Consider the following 16,951-nt stretch of genomic DNA (forward strand, 5'->3'; position numbering starts at 1 on the left):
AAGCGCGTGAAGCCGTAGACGAATCGATTGGAATTTCCTTTCCAAACTGCAAAACTCCGTAGATTAATCACCTTACGGCAGTGGATTTATGCAAAAAAAAGCGCAGATGAATTGCCCTTTAGACGTGCCTCTGCGTGAGGACAGCCACGGGGCAAACAACCAGAGCAAGAAGTGAAAGAAGCCCAGCCAATATCCCAGCCATCCGCGAAATACTGGCACAAGCTGGATAGGTTGCCGCTACTTTGGTGACCAGACCGGCACACCCTCTTTACCAAAGTGCCAACCCGCCGCAAGCCACAGAAACCTCAAGCTTTGAAGCGAAGCACCAGGGTTTGCGCCTGCAGTAGTGCGTCCAGCTCCCGCTTAATAGTCTGTGCGTCGGCTTTATTCACTTTCGGCCCTACAAAGACCCGCACAAAGCGCCCCTTATCCGTTTCCACAGCGCGGGTGTACGCGCGATACCCCTCATCCATCAAACGCATGCGCAGCTGCTGTGCACGGGAATCATCTTTGTAGGAGGCCACCTGAACCACCCAGGCCGTCGGCTGCCCCTGATCATCAACCAATGGCGATGCCGCCTGCTTGGCAGTATCAACTTCCACTGATGAAGTGGAATCATTTGTATCTTTTCCCTTCCCCGGCTGTGTATCGGAGACAGCAAATTTTGCCGCACCCTCTGCGGGGTTAGAGAACTTCTCGGGTACTTCCGGCTGAAAAATTTCCCCAGCCTCCGGTGCTGGCGCCACACCGGCAACAGGCTCCGGCTGAGCAATCTCAATAGGGCTGATATCCGGCTCTGCCGGGATCTGGCTTACCTCGCTGATATGCCCCTTTGACTCCCGGTCCAGTAGACTTGGCAGGAAAATCACGGCGAGCGCAATCAGCACCAGCGCACCGACAATACGCTGTTTAAAGCCGTCGTTCAGCCGCCCTCTGCGGGAGGCCTTATCCTCGCAATTCTCCATTACCCTCGTCTCGCATCTGCTGCAGAACTTCCGCCACAGTAAAGAAGGATCCATATACAAGCAACCTATCCTGTGGATTGAGGGTTGGCAGCAGTTGCCGCAACCCTTCAGCCACTATTGGACAGCGACGATCCACATTCGTCTCATCTACCCCAGCTTCTAGCAGACCGGTGCACAGTGCCTCACCCTCTGCGGCACGACCATTTTCCGGCAGCAAGGCCGGGTGCCAACGGTCTACCAACTTACGCAGAGGAGCGAATAGACCGACGAGATCTTTATCTTCCATCGCCGCAATCAAGGCGTGGGTCTTCCCCTCCACCGGATTGTCCTTCAACCAAGTAGCCAAGTGTTCAGCCGCCGCCGGATTATGCCCCACATCCAACAGCAGATTTCGCTCACGCCAGTAGACTTGCTGACAGCGCCCTGGCAGGGCTATTTGGGCCAAGGCAGCCTCTACTCCCTCCTGGGGTAGCGCATCCAGAAGCGTCAGCGCGGTAAGCGCAGCAGCAATACTGGGGCGCGGCAAAGTGATATCCGGTATTGACAGAACCAAATCGTCAAAGTGATAAATCTCACTCTCACCACTCGAAGTGATACTGAAATCCTGGCCGATAAAATAACTGGAACTGGCCTGCTTTTCTGACGCAGACAGCACAGATTGGGGTGGAGAGCTATCTGCACAGACAAAAGGAGCCCCGGGACGCAGGATGCCCGCTTTCTCGCGGCCGATGACTTCCCGATCGCTACCAAGCCAATCCTCGTGATCTACTGCCACGCTGGTAATAACCGCCAAGTCGGCATCCACCAAGTTGACTGCATCCAACCGACCACCGAGACCGACTTCCAGCAAAGCATATTGCACCCCCGCGCGCTGGTATAACCACAGTGCAGCCAGGGTAGTGAACTCAAAATAGGTAAGGCTGGTCGCCCCGCGAGCAGCCTCCACCGCGACAAAGGACTCCACCAACTGCTGATCCGATACCTCCTCGCCATTGATACGTATCCGCTCATTAAAACGCAATAGGTGTGGAGAACTATAAGCGCCGACGGAGTAGCCGGCGCGGCACAAGAGTGCCTCCATAGTCGCTACGCAGGAGCCCTTGCCATTGGTTCCAGCCACGGTAATCACCGTAGGGGCGGGTTTTTGTACCCCCAGGGCAGCTGCAACCGAAGAGACACGCTCAAGACCGAGCTCGATTTCAGAGGGGTGCAACCGCTCCAGGCGGGTGAGCCAATCTTGTAGTGAGGACATAATTGGATAGATCGCTGGTGGGAGGCAGCAGCCAGGCGTTCTTACTGACTGCTCTTAAGGACCTCCGGGGAATTGGGAAATAATTAATTACCGCTCAGTTTACCCAATAAGCGCGAGACGGTGGTACGCATATCCTTGCGTGGAATAATCATATCGATGGCGCCATGTTCCAGTAGAAATTCACTGCGCTGGAAGCCCTTGGGCAACTTCTGGCGGATGGTCTGCTCGATAATATTGGGGCCGGCAAATCCGGCACGCGCACCTGGCTCGGCCGCATTGATATCGCCCAGCAGGGCCAAAGAGGCTGAAACGCCGCCGTACACAGGGTCGGTCATAATGGAGATATAGGGTACTCCCGCCATCTTCATTTTTTCCAACACCGCCGAGGTCTTGGCCATCTGCATCAAAGAGATCAGGGCCTCCTGCATACGCGCCCCACCGGTGGCAGAAAAGCACACCAGCGGAATACGCTGTTCCAAAGCGCGTTGAGCCGCGCGGGTAAAGCGTTCACCCACCACATAGCCCATGGAGCCGCCGTGGAAGGCAAATTCGAAGGCCACCGCTACCAAGGGCTCTCCATTCAGGGTGCCTTGCATGGCGATCAGTGCATCTTTTTCGCCAGTGGATTTTTGTGCTTGCAAAAGACGGTCTTTGTACTTTTTGACGTCTTTAAACTTCAGGCGATCCACTGGCAACACATCGGTAGCCAGCTCTTCGCGTCCATCTTCATCGAGGAATATATCCAGGCGACGGCGGGCGCCGATGCGCAAATGGTGGTCGCACTTGGGGCACACATCCAGGTTGCGCTCCAGCTCCGGGCGGTAAAGCATGGCGTCACATTTGACACACTTCTTCCATACCCCCTCTGGGACCTTGCTGCTGCCGGCACGTCGCTCGGTGCGAATTACCGCGGGAACAATTTTTTCTAACCAGCTCATCTCGTTTCCAAATCCGGATGCTTTCTGTAGGCCGGTGCATTTTACCGACCGGTGAGTTTCAGGCTACGAATTAAAACACTAAGCTGAACATCAAACTGAGCCAGATCAGCCGCTATTTTTGGTGATCTGGCCAGTTTTTCGCTTAAACTTGGGTGAAAGCCTAGCGGTCCAGTGCCTGGCGCATCTCGCTGACGATTTCCCCCAGCCTCGCCTTGGCTGCAACTAGGTCCGCAGCTTCATCCACCGCGGACACCAGTACACTGCCCACTACCGCCCCGTCGCCATGGGCACTGACTGAGCGCGCTGAGCTGCCATCTTTGATACCGAAACCCACACACAAGGGCAGATCGGTGAAACGGCGAATATGTTCGAGGTTATCGCGCACAGAATCCAGGTCCAAATGGCCAGCACCTGTGACCCCTTTCAGGGAGACGTAATACACAAAACCGCTGGCCAGGCCGGTAATCTCGCGAATACGCTCCTCAGTGGTGGTGGGCGTCAGCAAGAAGATATTGCGCAAATTGCGATCGGCCAATAGCTTGTTGAGCGGACCCGACTCTTCCGCAGGTAAATCCACCGTAAGGGCACCATCAACACCGGCCTCTAGCGCCGCATCGGCAAACTCGCGCTCGCCCATACGCTGGATCGGATTGGCATATCCCATCAGGATAACCGGGGTCTCCGCATCCACCTGGCGGAACTCTTTCACCAACGCCAGGCACTTGCGCAGCGAGGCGCCATTGGCCAGGGCGCGCTCATGCCCCTTTTGGATTACCGGCCCCTCAGCCATGGGATCGGAGAAAGGCACACCCAACTCAATAATATCCGCCCCATTGGCCACCAGCTGGTGCATCAACGGCACGGTATTATCCAGGCCGCCATCGCCGGCGACGATATAAGTTACCAGGGCCTTGCGGCCCTCACCACGCAGTCTCGCAAAGCGGCGATCAATTCTATTTTGTTCTGTCACTGTGTATTCCCTGAGCTACTTCTGGCCTAGTGCCAGCTCACTTGGTCACGATTATTTCGATACGCCCACCCGGGCAGGAGGGCAGAACGCCTCTAAACCTCAATGCCATCGATAGCGGCAACGGTGAAAATATCTTTGTCCCCCCGGCCGGAGAGGTTCACCACGATATTTTGCTCAGGCGCCATTTCAGCTGCGAGCTTCATCGCATAAGCAACCGCGTGGCTGGACTCCAACGCCGGCAGAATACCCTCGGTGCGGGTGAGACGACGGAAGGCATCGAGCGCTTCTTTATCATCGGCGGTAACATACTCCACACGGCCGATATCTTTGAGCCAGGCGTGCTCGGGGCCAACACCGGGGTAATCGAGGCCAGCAGAAACGGAGTGGGTTTCGATAATCTGGCCGTCCTCATCTTCCATCAGGTAAGTACGGTTGCCATGCAGAACACCGGGAATACCATCGTTGAGTGGCGCCGCGTGCTTACCGGAGGCCAGGCCTTCACCGCCAGCTTCAACGCCAAACATCTTCACCTCTGAATCATTGAGGAAGGGGTGGAACAGACCAATAGCATTGGAACCACCGCCGACACAGGCCACCAGGGCGTCGGGCAACTGACCAAAGCGCTCCAGACTCTGACGGCGCGCTTCGCGACCGATAATAGAATTGAAATCCCGCACCAATTGCGGATAGGGGTGAGGACCAGCCACTGTACCAATAATGTAAAAAGTATTATCGACATTCGTTACCCAGTCACGCATGGCCTCATTCATGGCGTCTTTGAGGGTCTTGGAGCCGGACTCCACCGGTACGACTTCGGCACCCAACAATTTCATACGGTAGACATTGGGGGACTGGCGTTTGACGTCTTCAGCGCCCATATAAACGGTGCACTGCAACCCCAAACGCGCGGCCACGGTAGCGGTGGCCACACCGTGCTGGCCTGCGCCGGTTTCGGCAATAACACGACTCTTACCGCTGTGCTTGGCCAACAACGCCTGACCCACGGTGTTATTTACTTTATGTGCACCGGTGTGATTGAGATCTTCGCGCTTAAGCCAGATTCGCGCACCGCCCGCCTGCTCAGTCAGTCGCTCAGCAAGATACAGCGGCGATGGCCTGCCTACGTAGTGCGCCAGATCGTGATCAAAGGCAGCGACGAAATCCGGATCATCTTTCAGGCGACTATACATTGCCTGAAGCTCATCCAGTGCGCTGATCAGCGTCTCCGATACAAAGCGACCGCCGTAGGGACCAAAATGTCCGCTCGCATCCGGGAAGGTGGAAAAATCGATAGCACCTGGCTTACTCACACTCATACTCCGTGGGTCACGTGGTTTTTAAACTATTTGCCTATTTATTAATGCTTGAATAGTTCCTCCTGAACTATTCAAGCATCGCCAGAAAATACTGGCGCAGATGCGTGGATCTGCTGGTATTTACTGGCTCGCGCCGGCACTGCCGGCGGCGGCACTTCCCTGTGCCGCTTTCATCCTATGTAGCGATAGTTCCTCCTGAACTATTCAAGCATCGCCAGAAAATACTGCCGCAGATGCGTGGATCTGCTGGTATTTACTGGCTCGCGCCGGCAATGCCGGCGGCGCCACTTCCCTGTGCCGCTTTCATCCTATGTAGCGATAGTTCCTCCTGAACTATTCAAACACCGCCAGAAAATACTGTCGCAGATGCGTGGATTTACTGGCTCGCGCCGACATTGCCGGCAGCGACACATTCTTGTGGCGCTAAAATATTCTGTCTCGCCAGCTAGTTGTTCTTAGCTGCACGAATAAAAGCACTCACTTTTTGTCGATCCTTGATACCCGGCGCCTGCTCTACGCCGCCGCTGACATCCACGCCCAGAGGCCGCGCTGCCGATATTGCTGCAGCAACATTATCCGCTGTCAGTCCACCGGCAAGTACTATGGACCGGCCGCTTTCCTGAGGAACCCTATCCCAGTCAAAAGTCTCACCGGTACCACCGGGAACACCAGGGCGATAGGCATCCAGTAAAAACCCGCGTGCTTTGGGGTGCTCCTGCATTGCTGCGACAACATCCAAGCCCTCCTTCATACGCAGGGCCTTGATATAGGGCCGGCGAAACTGTTCGCAGTAACGGGCAGCTTCCTCACCGTGAAATTGTAATAAATTAAGAGGAACCAACCCCAAAGTCTGGTCCACTTCACTCTGGGCAGCATCCACAAACAGGCCGGTCAGGGTAACAAAGGGAGGAACCGCCTCGGCAATCACTGCCGCAACCTGCGGATCGATATAGCGGGGACTCGCCTTGTAGAAAACCAATCCCAGTGCATCCGCACCGGCATCAATCGCCATCAGGGCATCTTCTACACGGGTGATGCCGCAAATTTTCACTTGCATCGCTTAACCTGGAGCCAGCCGAGCGGCCAACAAAAATGAGGGAACGCTGGATACTAGCAGATTGACACCGGGGGCGAAACGCGTGCTATTCAAGTGGCGTAGCAGCCTCACGGCTGCATCGGAAGCAAAAGCTAGCTGTTAAGGCTGTGCAAGTGAGCCGAGCGGCAGAGGCACCAGCAGAGGACCCGGATCACAGCTAGGCAACTGAAACTCCTTCGGGTATTGCACATCCACCAGATACAAACCAAATGGCGGCGCGGTAACTCCACCCGCGGAGCGGTCGCGCCTCTCCAGCACTTCTCCCACCCAACTCGAGCTGCGCTCACCCCGGCCCACCGCCATCAGCACACCGGTAATATTGCGCACCATATGATGCAAGAACGCATTGGCGCTCACTTCCAGCACGATCAGCTGGCCAACACGGGCAATATCCAAGCGGGTAATTTCCCGCACAGGGCTTTTGGCCTGACACTGGGAAGCGCGGAAACTGGTGAAATCCTGGCGGCCAATCAAGTGCTTCGCCCCCTCGCGCATGGCATCCAGATCCAGTGGATGCTGGGTCCAGGTCACCTCTGACGAGCTGTGCGCCGAGCGGGTCGGGGCACTGTGAATCAAATAGCGATAAGTCCGCGCATGGGCGGAAAAACGCGCATGAAATTGCGCCGGCATCTCACGAACCCAGCGCACACGCACAGAATCCGGTAACTTGGTATTCACCCCTTGAACCCAGGCGCGCTCCGGGCGCTGGGCACGGGTATCGAAATGAATCACCTGATTGGTGGCATGCACACCGGCATCAGTGCGCCCAGCACAGACCAGGGTGACCGGCTCTGCCGCAATATTTGACAGGGCACGCTCCAGGTGGGCCTGCACAGTTTCCGCCGCTGACTTCTGCTTTTGAAAACCGTGTAACCGCGCACCGCAGTACTCAACTCCCAGCGCAATACGACGCAACCCCTCGGGCAGTTGCTCGCCAGGGGGAACTTCGCCATTGGCCTTGTAAATATATTCGCGTTCAATTGCCTGCGTCATAACGGCAAAATTACTCTATTGATGCCACCTCAAAGTCGAGGAGAGCGTAAAAAAGCAAAATCCAACAATCTGGATATAAACTGGGGGAAACCGGGAATTCTCCGACAACATAAAAAAACCTCGCAACCAGTGCGAGGTTTTTTCAGACGGAGTTGCGAAGCGCTTAAACCATGCGCTCCAACAACTCCTCTGCGCGACTCTTATGCTCGCCGCCGCCATCTTGGGCCACTTCTTTGAGAATATCCTTGGCGCCCTCTTTGTCACCCATATCCATATAGGCCTGGGCCAGCTCCAGCTTGGTACCCATCTCATCGCCGCCTTCGAGTAGGCTCAGTTCGGAGTTGAGATCATTTTCCAAGTTGAAATCCAAGCCGGCAAATTCAGACTCGGTCTCCTGCTGCTGAGTGGCAACAGCCTCACCCGCTTGCTGCTGGGACTCTTGCTCAGAGAGTCCCTGCGCTTGGTCTGCCGTAGCCTCCAACCCCAAATCACTTTCGAGGTCCAGACCGGTAGACAGATCCCCATCGGTGGACTCATCAATCAGGGCCAGCTCCTCCTCGAGAGAAAACTCTTCTTCTACTGAAGCCCCATCGAGGGACAGCTTCTCTCCAGTCGCTTCCAGAGAGGCCATATCAAAATCGAGATCCTCTTCCTGGGGCAGGCTATTGGGCACAGTAGTATCCGCTACAGCGGCGCCATCTTCACTCTGCAGAGATTCAGTAGAGGCAAGGTCCCCGGCAATATCATCGAGATTAATACTGTCGAGGTCCAGTTCCCCATCGAGCTCTGAACCAATCATATCCAGGTCACTCTCGGAGAAAGTCTCCAGTGAGAGCTCATCCTCGCTACCCGCGCTGGACGTAATATCGAGATCAGCCTCCAGAGAGTCCAGTTCCTGGGTCTCAAGACTCTCCTCAATCGCCAGGGCCTCATCGGCTTGCGGCTCTTGCGCGGCCTCTTCCATCATGGAGAGATCCAACTCGAAGTCCAGACCACCAATAGATCCACCGGACTTCGCCTTGTCAGCCGCCACTGCAGACTCTTCGGGCTCCGCTACCAACTCGTCGGCACCCACCTCATGGCTCTCAGCGCTATCCAGCGCCAGGGAATCAAGATCCAATTCTGAGGTATCGAAATCAATTGGCGCCAAGTCTGACGCATTCTCGGCGGCAACTTCCTCTACTGGCGAGTCTTGCAATGCCAATTCCGAAGTTTCACCTGTATTCAGATCACCGAGATCCAACTCACCAAGATCGAGGTCGTCGAGGTTTAGCTCTTCATTATTGTTGGACGCCAGCTGAGAACCATCCTGCTCGCTGTCAAAGGCACCATCGAGATCCAAGTCATCAAGGTTGAACTCATTGTCCAGATCGAGGGATTCACCCGCCTCCAGCGCAGATTCTGTAAAACTATCCTCCAAATCGAGAGACAGTTCTTCAGAGGCTAATTCGCCATCTGCTTTCTCACTATCCAGCTTCTCACCATCCTGGGAGAGATCCATGGTGAGGTCGTCAAGCAGTGAATTGTCGCCATTAAAATCGTCTATAGAGGACTGGGCCGGTTCTGCTGCGGAGAAATCCTGATCCAGTGCAGCACCGATATCATCCAGTTGCGCCGCTTCCAGAGATTCGCTGGAAAAATCCATCGCCGGGGCTTCAAAGTCTGGAGCATCAACAATAGTTTCACGCAGGCGCGCGGCGCGGTCGGCCGCAGGGCCATCGCTGATAGCCAGCAATTGGATGTAGTGATCGTCGAACTTCTCAACGTCCTGATTGTGGGCGTAAACTTCCATCAACATCAGGCGTGCATCTACCACCTGGGGATCTTTTTCCAGGCCCAGCAGCAATTTACTTTCTGCCTCTTCGTACTGCCCAAGGGACAGGTGAATCTCGGCCTCGGAGATGGGGTCATCGGTGCCCACATCACCCAGATCGCCGAGGTCGAAAGCGTTATCGGCTTCCATGCTCTCTACGGCAGCCAATGTCTCATCAGCTTCAGCGGTCTCTTCCGGCATCACCTGCAGAGATTCCTCTGCGGCCAACTGTTGCTCCAGTTGCTGCTCTGCTTCCTGCTCAGCCTGGCGACGACGCCAAGTAAAGAAGCCAAACAGGCCCACTAGCAAACCCGCGGCACCGATGCCGACCAGTTGCATATTGTCGCCAAGCTTCTCCATCAGGCTGGGCTCGGGCTGGGTCTGAACAGACACTACGCGATTGCGCGACTGCGGTTCAGTTTCAGCGACCTGCGTATCATTCTGTTCTGTTGCGTCATCCAGAGACTCAGCGGCGAGGGACTCGTCCAGCTGCGTCTCATCACTCCCCAGCGTATTATCTGCCAGCTCAGCGCTGTCAATATCACTGGTATCAAGGAGCGGGTCAGACAATTCGGCTGCGGCTTGCACCGCAAGCATCTCCTCATTGGAAACCTCTACCAAGGCCTCCATGGTATCGATCTGCTCATCGAGTTCGGCGATACGCTCGCGCAGCTCGGTATTTTCCAGCTGCGATTTATCCAGCTCTTCCTCAGCCACCGTCAGGTCGCCTTCCAGCGCCTCGCTGTCTTCTGCACCGCTTCCAGAACCCGAAATTACAGACTCATTGTCGCCGGGCGCAGTCAGGCTGACACGCCCCTCAACCTCATTGCTGACAATGCGTTCTTCCTCCACCGGGCGCGCATCCAGCGGCGCACCCGTGGCGACTTCCTCAACACTGCTGCGTTGGCGCCAGGAATCATTCTGTTGGGCGACCTCTGAGATTGCCTCGGTGAGGCTCAGGCTGCGCAAATCATCACTGTTTGGCAGACGCAGCACAGCACCTTTTTTCAACAGGTTAATATTGCCGTTGATAAAAGCTTCCGGGTTCAGGCGCTGAATCGCCAACATAGTTTGCTGAACGGAAAAATCACGACTCACACGATTTTCCAGGGCGATCTCCCACAGGGTATCGGCAGAGGAAACCGGACCGTAAACTTGGCTGCTGTCGCTGCTATCTGTGGCAGCGCGCTGCGGCTGACGGCGCACAGGCTCGGGCTGTTGCGCCGCTGGTGTTTCTGCGGGCTGCTCCACTTCAGGCTGGGCAACCGGTTGCTGGGCAGGCTGTACCGGGCGCGGCGCGGGCCTCTGCACCTGGGTGTCGCGGCGTACCTGCTGGCGCTCGCGCTCAGCGGCGCGCACCGGCTGTTGGGCGCTGTTTGGTGAAAACGCCGGCAGGTCCATTAAAAGGGTGTATTCACGCAATAAGCGGCCACTGGGCCAGCGGGTTTCCACCAGGAAATTCAGGAAAGGCTCGCGGATTGGCTCGCGGCTGGTAATACGGACCACCGGCTTGCCACCAGAGTAATCCACATCAAAACGCAGTGAAGTGAGTAGGTAAGAGCGTTCCACACCTGCGCGGTCAAATTCATCCGGCCCCGCGAGGCGCACTTTGATCTCAGCATCGTCTAGACCGCGGATTTGCAACAGGCCAATTTCCGCATCGAGTGGCTGATTAAGGGTGGAGTTGAGTTTGATCTCCCCCAGTCCGAGCGCCAGAGCCGCATTGCTTCCCAGTGCACCGACTAGACCAACTGCAAGTGCCAACTTACGCACACGCATATCCGATTCCCTTTATTGTTAGAATCTTCCCAGGGCATCTGAAAAGCGCGCCTTCAGAAAATCCCCATTACTGAACAGTAATCGTTCGACTATTTGACCGCCGTGCAGGCGGCCACCAACCTTGGCGATTATTTCGCCATTTGCAGCCGGACCAAAGTTAAGATAACACCTTCACTATGGCGGCTAAGTATTAAGTATCAGTAGTTTTTTAGCAACAAGTGAGCAATTTGTGCACAGTTCATTGCAACGTCTTTGCGCAGATTATCCGACACCGCACAAAGATTTATCTGACACTTGCCCAAAAGGCTTTGCCGCAGGCGACCGATGATTGTCACGTCACTGCCCACAGCGTTTTCCGCCGAGGGTTGCTCTGCCAACTGAAGGCGCACACCATTGGCTAACAATGCGCGTATTTTTTCCAGGTCCACGTCTTCGCGTAAAACGATACCCAAATTGGCCAGCTGCCCGTGAAACACAGAAACGGTGTTAATGCTGGCATCCACCGCAACGTTATCGCCGAGCAAACGGCGCAAATCGTGTATCAACGTCAGTTCGCCGAGCGTGTGGCCACTGGCGAGCAGGGCTTCACTGGCACTGAGCTGATTAAACGCGAGGCGGTGCCCAATGGCGGGGTCGACTTCCGCTTCCTGACCGCTGAACATACGCGCTGTCTGTGCCGCTGTGGCATCGATGGCGGCTTTACCCAGTGCAGATACAGGCTGATTGAGTTGCACCTGTACACCCTGCAGTTGTTCTGCCAGTGGAAATAGCGCCTCGGCTACCATGGCCGCACCGGCGCTGGGCAATGCCACCAGACGGCGCTCTGCGTTAGCCAGTTCCGCCGCATTAAATGCCGGATGGATCAGGGCAACGCTCTCATCGCCGCGGGTATTGTTGGCCGCATCCACCACCCAGGCACCACTGTTTTCAGCGCTGGTCATCGCCGCGTTAATGGCATCGCTGGAGTCCAGCAAAATCACCACCTGCCCCTCAGCAAAAGCGAATTTTTCCAGGGCTTGTACAGAGATACTGCGATTGGCGAACACCTGGGGGTCCACTTCGCGCTCCTCGCTCTCCAGCAAACACAGCTGCTCGGCGGTAATAATTTCCCGCTCCTCCAGGATTTCAAGCAGAGGGGCAAAGGCGGCGTTATCAACACCGACGATGACCAATTCGCGGGCGGCTTCGGACATGGCTATTCACTTCGTTGAGTTGGAAAGGAAAAATGAGGGGGCGATTATACCCGTGGGGAAAAATCGAAAAAGCCGCTATGACAACCAGTAGCGGCTTTTTACTTGATGGGGTTCACAGCTTGGCAAAATGTCCTCTATTAACAAGTGCTGCAATAAGCGCCTCCAGATAACTTATACCAAACTGTACCAGTTACAGCTTACCCAGCAAAATCAGCAAGATACGGCGCAGCGGTTCTGCCGCCCCCCAGAGTAATTGATCGCCCACAGTAAAGGCATTCAGGTACTCTGGACCCATGCTTAACTTGCGCAGGCGCCCCACCGGAATATCCAGCTTGCCGGTAACCGCCGTGGGCGTCAGCTGTTGCAAAGTGGCTTCGCGCTCATTGGGTACTACATTGACCCAATCGTTAGCACTGTCCAGCAACTGCTCGATTTCTACCAGCGGCAAATCCTTTTTCAGCTTCACGGTAAAGGCCTGACTATGGCAGCGCATCGCGCCGATACGCACACAGGTGCCATCTACTGGAATTGGGCTCTGGGTTTGCAGAATCTTGTTGGCTTCCACCTGGGCCTTCCACTCCTCACGGCTCTGGCCATTCTCCAACTGAGTATCAATCCAGGGCAACAGGCTGCCGGCCAGAGGCGCGCCAAATTGCGCAGTGGGGAAATCTGCCGAACGCATGCCCGCAACCACCTTGCGATCGATATCCAAAATGGCGCTGGCAGGGTTTTCCAGCTCTGCTGCCACGCCGTCGCGGATCGCACCCATCTGTGTAATCAGCTCGCGCATATTCTTGGCGCCGGCACCGCTGGCGGCCTGGTAGGTCATGGCACTCACCCACTCCACCAGACCGGCCTTGAACAGTCCGCCCAGGGCCATCAGCATCAGACTGACAGTGCAGTTGCCGCCGATAAAATTCTTCTGCCCGACAGCAATTGCGCGGTCGATCACATCGCGGTTGACCGGGTCCAGTACGATTACCGCGTCTTCCTGCATACGCAAGCTGGATGCCGCATCGATCCAATAGCCCTGCCAACCGGCCTCGCGCAGGCGCGGGAAAACCTCTTTGGTGTAATCACCGCCCTGGCAACTGACAATGGCATCCAGCCCTGCCAGCGCATCAATATCGTAGGCATCTGCAAGTGGCGGCAGATCGCGGCCAATATCCGGCGCCTTGCCGCCAGCATTAGAGGTGGAGAAGAAGATCGGTTCAGCGATATGCGCAAAGTCATCCTCGGCGCTCATGCGTTCCAGTAATACCGAGCCGACCATTCCACGCCAGCCGATAAAACCTATTTTCTGCATTGCTTTGTCCTGTTAGTGATGTGATCAGCGTGCGCCACCGAGAAAGCGGCGCGATAGTAAAATGTGACGCCGCGTGCTTACAGCGCGGCGACAACAGCGGCACCCATCTCCGCTGTGGAAACTTTACGGCAACCTTCTGTGTAAATATCAGCGGTACGCAGCCCCTGTTCCAGTACCTCACTTACCGCAGCCTCAATGGCATCCGCCGCCTCACCCATATTCAGGGAGTAACGCAACATCATCGCCGCAGACAGGATAGTGGCCAGGGGGTTGGCAATGCCCTGCCCGGCAATATCCGGGGCGGAGCCATGACAGGGTTCATACAGACCAAAACCATTTTCGTTCAGGGAGGCAGAAGGCAGCATTCCGATAGAACCGGTGAGCATGGCAGCGGCATCGGAGAGGATATCACCGAACATATTGCCGGTTACCATGACATCGAACTGCTTGGGAGCACGCACCAACTGCATCGCGGCGTTGTCAACGTACATATGCGACAGCTCCACATCCGGATACTCCGGCGCCAGGCGGTCCAGCACTTCGCGCCAGAGCACGGTGACTTCCAATACATTCGCTTTATCGACGGAGCAGAGCTTGCCATTGCGCTTTTGCGCCGCTTCAAATGCGGAGCGCGCGATACGCTCGATTTCCGATTCGCTGTACACGTAGGTGTTGTAACCCTGGCGCTCACCATTTTCCAGGGTGCGAATTCCGCGGGGTTCACCAAAATAAATTCCACCGGTGAGTTCGCGCACAATCAGAATATCCAGCCCAGCCACCACCTCCGGCTTGAGCGAAGAGGCGTCGGCCAGTTGCGGATAGAGAATGGCCGGGCGTAGATTGGCATAGAGGCCAAGCCCGCTGCGGATTTTCAGCAACCCCTTTTCCGGACGAATTTCACGCGCCAGGGTATCCCACTGGGGCCCACCGACAGCACCTAGCAATACCGCATCACATTCGCCTGCGGCCTTGAGCATTTCGTCGGTGAGGGGCTCGCCGTGTGCATCGATGGAAGCACCACCAATCAGGCCCTGCTCAAAGCTAAGGCCCAAATGGTATTTACCGGATACGGCCTCCAGCACAGCCATGGCCTGTTCAACAATTTCCGGGCCAATGCCGTCACCCGGCAAGATCATCACTTTCTTTGTCACAGGAATTTCCTTTAATTATTGAACCGCATCGAAAAGCCACGGGGCTTTTTCTCGTCGAGCCGCCTCATAGGAGCGGATATCATCAGCGTGCTCCAGGGTCAGGCCGATATGATCGAGGCCATTGATCAGACAGTGCTTGTGGAAGGCATCCACCTCAAAGGCAATCGCCTCACCACAGGGCTTATGTATATGCTGCTGCTCAAGGTCGACCGTGAGCGTGTAACCTTCCTGCGCGTGAGTTTCCTCGAACAGGCGGTGCACGACCTCTTCTGGCAAAACGATTGGCAGCAACCCATTTTTAAAGCAGTTGTTAAAGAAAATATCGGCAAAACTGGGTGCAATGATTGCACGAAAACCATGGTCTTCCAGCGCCCAGGGGGCGTGCTCACGGCTGGAGCCGCAGCCAAAATTTTCCCGCGCCAGCAGCACCGAGCCACCCTCATAACGGGGGAAGTTCAGAGGAAAATCCGGGTTGATCGGGCGGTTTGAGCAGTCCTGGCCGGGAAAACCCTCATCCAGATAGCGCAATTCATCAAACAAATTGGGGCCGAAGCCAGTGCGCTTGATAGACTTCAGAAACTGCTTGGGAATAATCAGATCCGTATCCACATTGGCGCGATCCATGGGCACTACGAGGCCCTGGTGCTGAGTAAATGCTCTCATCAGGCCATCTCCTCTTGCGCTTGCACTGGTGCCATCTCGCGCACATCAACAAAGTGTCCGGCAATCGCCGCCGCAGCTGCCATCGCTGGGCTAACCAGATGCGTGCGACCGCCGTAACCCTGGCGCCCTTCAAAGTTGCGGTTGGAAGTGGAGGCGCAGTGCTCTCCAGCTCCTAATTTGTCCGCATTCATTGCCAGACACATAGAACAGGAGGGCTCGCGCCACTCGAAACCGGCTTCGACAAAAATTTCGTGCAGCCCCTCGCGCTCCGCCTGGGCCTTGACCGCCTGGGAGCCCGGTACAATCAATACCTGCTTAACACTGTCGGCCTTGCTGCGGCCCTTGGCTACAGCGGCTGCTGCGCGCAGGTCTTCAATACGGGAATTGGTACAGGAGCCGATAAAGACACGGTCGAGGCGAATATCACTGATCTTCTGCCCGGCACTCAGACCCATATACTCCAAAGCTCTCAGCATGCCGGTACTCTTGGTGGCATCGGTTTCGGCGGCGGGGTCCGGCACACTGGCGCTGATGGGCACAACCATTTCCGGCGAAGTCCCCCAGCTCACCTGGGGCTCAATTTCCTCACCTTGTAGTACTACAACCTGATCAAAATCCGCATCGTCATCGGAGTGCAGATGACGCCAAGCCTCAACTGCCCGATTCCACTGTTCGCCTTTTGGCGCGTAGGGCTTGCCTTTCACGTAATCGAGGGTGATCTGGTCTACCGCCACCATGCCCGCGCGGGCACCGGCTTCGATAGCCATATTGCACACGGTCATGCGACCTTCCATGGACATCTTGCGGATGACTTCACCACCGAACTCAATGGCATAGCCAGTACCACCGGCAGTACCGATCTTGCCGATAATCGCCAGTACCACATCTTTGGCAGTAACACCGGGAAACAGAGTCCCATCCACACGCACCAGCATATTCTTCATCTTGCGCTGGATCAGGCACTGGGTGGCCATTACATGCTCCACCTCTGAGGTGCCAATACCGTGGGCCAAAGCCCCCAGAGCACCATGGGTGGAGGTGTGGGAATCACCGCATACGACCGTCATCCCCGGTAGAGTAGCCCCGGTTTCCGGGCCAATCACATGCACAATACCCTGCCCCGGCTCGTTGATACCGAACTGCACCACGTCGAAATCCCGGCAGTTCTCATCCAGGGTCTGCACCTGAATACGGGAGATATCATCGCGGATACCACTGACACCGGCGGCGCGTTCAGCGCTTTCGGATGGCACATTGTGATCGGGAGTGGCGACCAGGGAGTCCCTGCGCCAGGGTTTGCGGCCAGCCAGGCGCAGCCCTTCAAAGGCCTGGGGGGAAGTCACCTCATGAATCAGATGACGGTCGATATAAATCAGTGCGGAGCCATCGTCACGGGTCTTGATCAGGTGGTCCTGCCAGAGTTTGTCGTAGAGTGTTTGCCCTGCCACAGCCGTTCCTCTCAATAATTGTGACCCCGAGTCTAACTAGGCCTGGAAAATAACACCAATTTATATTT

General features: G+C 56.0%; 14 protein-coding genes. 1 reads left to right on the plus strand and 13 read right to left on the minus strand.

Going from position 1 to position 16,951, the window contains the following annotated elements:
• Positions 1-305: 305 nt before the first annotated feature.
• The 5 genes from ACJJIV_RS04360 to trpB all read right to left on the minus strand — a co-directional run bounded on the left by ACJJIV_RS04360 (position 306) and on the right by trpB (position 5,441).
• Complete coding sequence (locus tag ACJJIV_RS04360; RefSeq protein WP_444890877.1) at positions 306-965, minus strand: SPOR domain-containing protein; 660 nt, start codon at positions 963-965, stop codon at positions 306-308.
• On the minus strand, positions 946-2,217 hold the full coding sequence (gene folC, locus ACJJIV_RS04365; protein ID WP_444890878.1) for a bifunctional tetrahydrofolate synthase/dihydrofolate synthase: 1,272 nt from the start codon (positions 2,215-2,217) through the stop codon (positions 946-948). The genes ACJJIV_RS04360 and folC overlap by 20 nt, the downstream gene beginning before the upstream one ends.
• Before the next feature lie 83 nt (positions 2,218-2,300).
• Positions 2,301-3,155 (minus strand): acetyl-CoA carboxylase, carboxyltransferase subunit beta, encoded by an 855-nt coding sequence (gene accD / locus ACJJIV_RS04370; RefSeq protein ID WP_252085167.1) that lies wholly within the window; start codon positions 3,153-3,155, stop codon positions 2,301-2,303.
• Positions 3,156-3,315: 160 nt separating this feature from the next.
• On the minus strand, positions 3,316-4,125 hold the full coding sequence (gene trpA, locus ACJJIV_RS04375) for a tryptophan synthase subunit alpha (RefSeq protein ID WP_252085166.1): 810 nt from the start codon (positions 4,123-4,125) through the stop codon (positions 3,316-3,318).
• Between the two features lie 92 nt (positions 4,126-4,217).
• Complete coding sequence (gene trpB, locus ACJJIV_RS04380) at positions 4,218-5,441, minus strand: tryptophan synthase subunit beta (RefSeq protein ID WP_252085165.1); 1,224 nt, start codon at positions 5,439-5,441, stop codon at positions 4,218-4,220.
• A gap of 104 nt (positions 5,442-5,545) precedes the next feature.
• Here trpB and ACJJIV_RS04385 point away from each other — a divergent pair, with 104 nt between their 5' ends.
• Complete coding sequence (locus ACJJIV_RS04385) at positions 5,546-5,773, plus strand: hypothetical protein (protein WP_444890879.1); 228 nt, start codon at positions 5,546-5,548, stop codon at positions 5,771-5,773.
• Positions 5,774-5,886: 113 nt separating this feature from the next.
• On the opposite strand, the gene ACJJIV_RS04390 is transcribed toward ACJJIV_RS04385, so the two are convergent.
• The 8 genes from ACJJIV_RS04390 to leuC form a co-directional block, all read right to left on the minus strand.
• Positions 5,887-6,498, minus strand: coding sequence for a phosphoribosylanthranilate isomerase (locus ACJJIV_RS04390; protein WP_444890880.1), 612 nt, complete (start codon positions 6,496-6,498; stop codon positions 5,887-5,889).
• Between the two features lie 138 nt (positions 6,499-6,636).
• Positions 6,637-7,530 (minus strand): tRNA pseudouridine(38-40) synthase TruA, encoded by an 894-nt coding sequence (gene truA, locus ACJJIV_RS04395; RefSeq protein ID WP_444888439.1) that lies wholly within the window; start codon positions 7,528-7,530, stop codon positions 6,637-6,639.
• A 163-nt stretch (positions 7,531-7,693) separates the two neighbouring features.
• On the minus strand, positions 7,694-11,122 hold the full coding sequence (locus ACJJIV_RS04400; protein WP_444890881.1) for a motility hub landmark protein FimV: 3,429 nt from the start codon (positions 11,120-11,122) through the stop codon (positions 7,694-7,696).
• 197 nt (positions 11,123-11,319) lie between these two features.
• A complete protein-coding gene (locus ACJJIV_RS04405) occupies positions 11,320-12,315 on the minus strand; it encodes an Asd/ArgC dimerization domain-containing protein (RefSeq protein ID WP_444890882.1) in 996 nt (331 codons plus the stop codon).
• Positions 12,316-12,505: 190 nt separating this feature from the next.
• The gene (gene asd, locus ACJJIV_RS04410; RefSeq protein WP_444890883.1) at positions 12,506-13,621 is read right to left on the minus strand and encodes an aspartate-semialdehyde dehydrogenase; all 1,116 of its coding nucleotides are present in this window, start codon (positions 13,619-13,621) and stop codon (positions 12,506-12,508) included.
• 77 nt (positions 13,622-13,698) lie between these two features.
• Positions 13,699-14,757 carry a 3-isopropylmalate dehydrogenase gene (leuB, locus tag ACJJIV_RS04415; protein WP_444891693.1) on the minus strand — a complete coding sequence of 353 codons (1,059 nt, stop codon included), beginning with the start codon at positions 14,755-14,757 and terminating at the stop codon, positions 13,699-13,701.
• A gap of 30 nt (positions 14,758-14,787) precedes the next feature.
• On the minus strand, positions 14,788-15,435 hold the full coding sequence (leuD, locus tag ACJJIV_RS04420; protein WP_252085158.1) for a 3-isopropylmalate dehydratase small subunit: 648 nt from the start codon (positions 15,433-15,435) through the stop codon (positions 14,788-14,790).
• Positions 15,435-16,883 (minus strand): 3-isopropylmalate dehydratase large subunit, encoded by a 1,449-nt coding sequence (gene leuC / locus ACJJIV_RS04425; protein WP_252085157.1) that lies wholly within the window; start codon positions 16,881-16,883, stop codon positions 15,435-15,437. Before leuC ends, leuD begins: the two co-directional genes overlap by 1 nt.
• Positions 16,884-16,951: the final 68 nt, after the last annotated feature.

Source organism: Microbulbifer mixtoriginis (SeqCode) (assembly GCF_052466765.1).

Bases quoted from the DNA above. Each gene is read 5' to 3' on its own strand.
- ACJJIV_RS04360 (WP_444890877.1), bottom strand. From the start codon at position 965: ATGGAGAATTGCGAGGATAAGGCCTCCCGCAGAGGGCGGCTGAACGAC.
- folC (WP_444890878.1), bottom strand. From the start codon at position 2,217: ATGTCCTCACTACAAGATTGGCTCACCCGCCTGGAGCGGTTGCACCCC.
- accD (WP_252085167.1), bottom strand. From the start codon at position 3,155: ATGAGCTGGTTAGAAAAAATTGTTCCCGCGGTAATTCGCACCGAGCGA.
- trpB (WP_252085165.1), bottom strand. From the start codon at position 5,441: ATGAGTGTGAGTAAGCCAGGTGCTATCGATTTTTCCACCTTCCCGGAT.
- ACJJIV_RS04390 (WP_444890880.1), bottom strand. From the start codon at position 6,498: ATGCAAGTGAAAATTTGCGGCATCACCCGTGTAGAAGATGCCCTGATG.
- truA (WP_444888439.1), bottom strand. From the start codon at position 7,530: ATGACGCAGGCAATTGAACGCGAATATATTTACAAGGCCAATGGCGAA.
- ACJJIV_RS04400 (WP_444890881.1), bottom strand. From the start codon at position 11,122: ATGCGTGTGCGTAAGTTGGCACTTGCAGTTGGTCTAGTCGGTGCACTG.
- ACJJIV_RS04405 (WP_444890882.1), bottom strand. From the start codon at position 12,315: ATGTCCGAAGCCGCCCGCGAATTGGTCATCGTCGGTGTTGATAACGCC.
- asd (WP_444890883.1), bottom strand. From the start codon at position 13,621: ATGCAGAAAATAGGTTTTATCGGCTGGCGTGGAATGGTCGGCTCGGTA.
- leuB (WP_444891693.1), bottom strand. From the start codon at position 14,757: ATGATCTTGCCGGGTGACGGCATTGGCCCGGAAATTGTTGAACAGGCC.
- leuD (WP_252085158.1), bottom strand. From the start codon at position 15,435: ATGAGAGCATTTACTCAGCACCAGGGCCTCGTAGTGCCCATGGATCGC.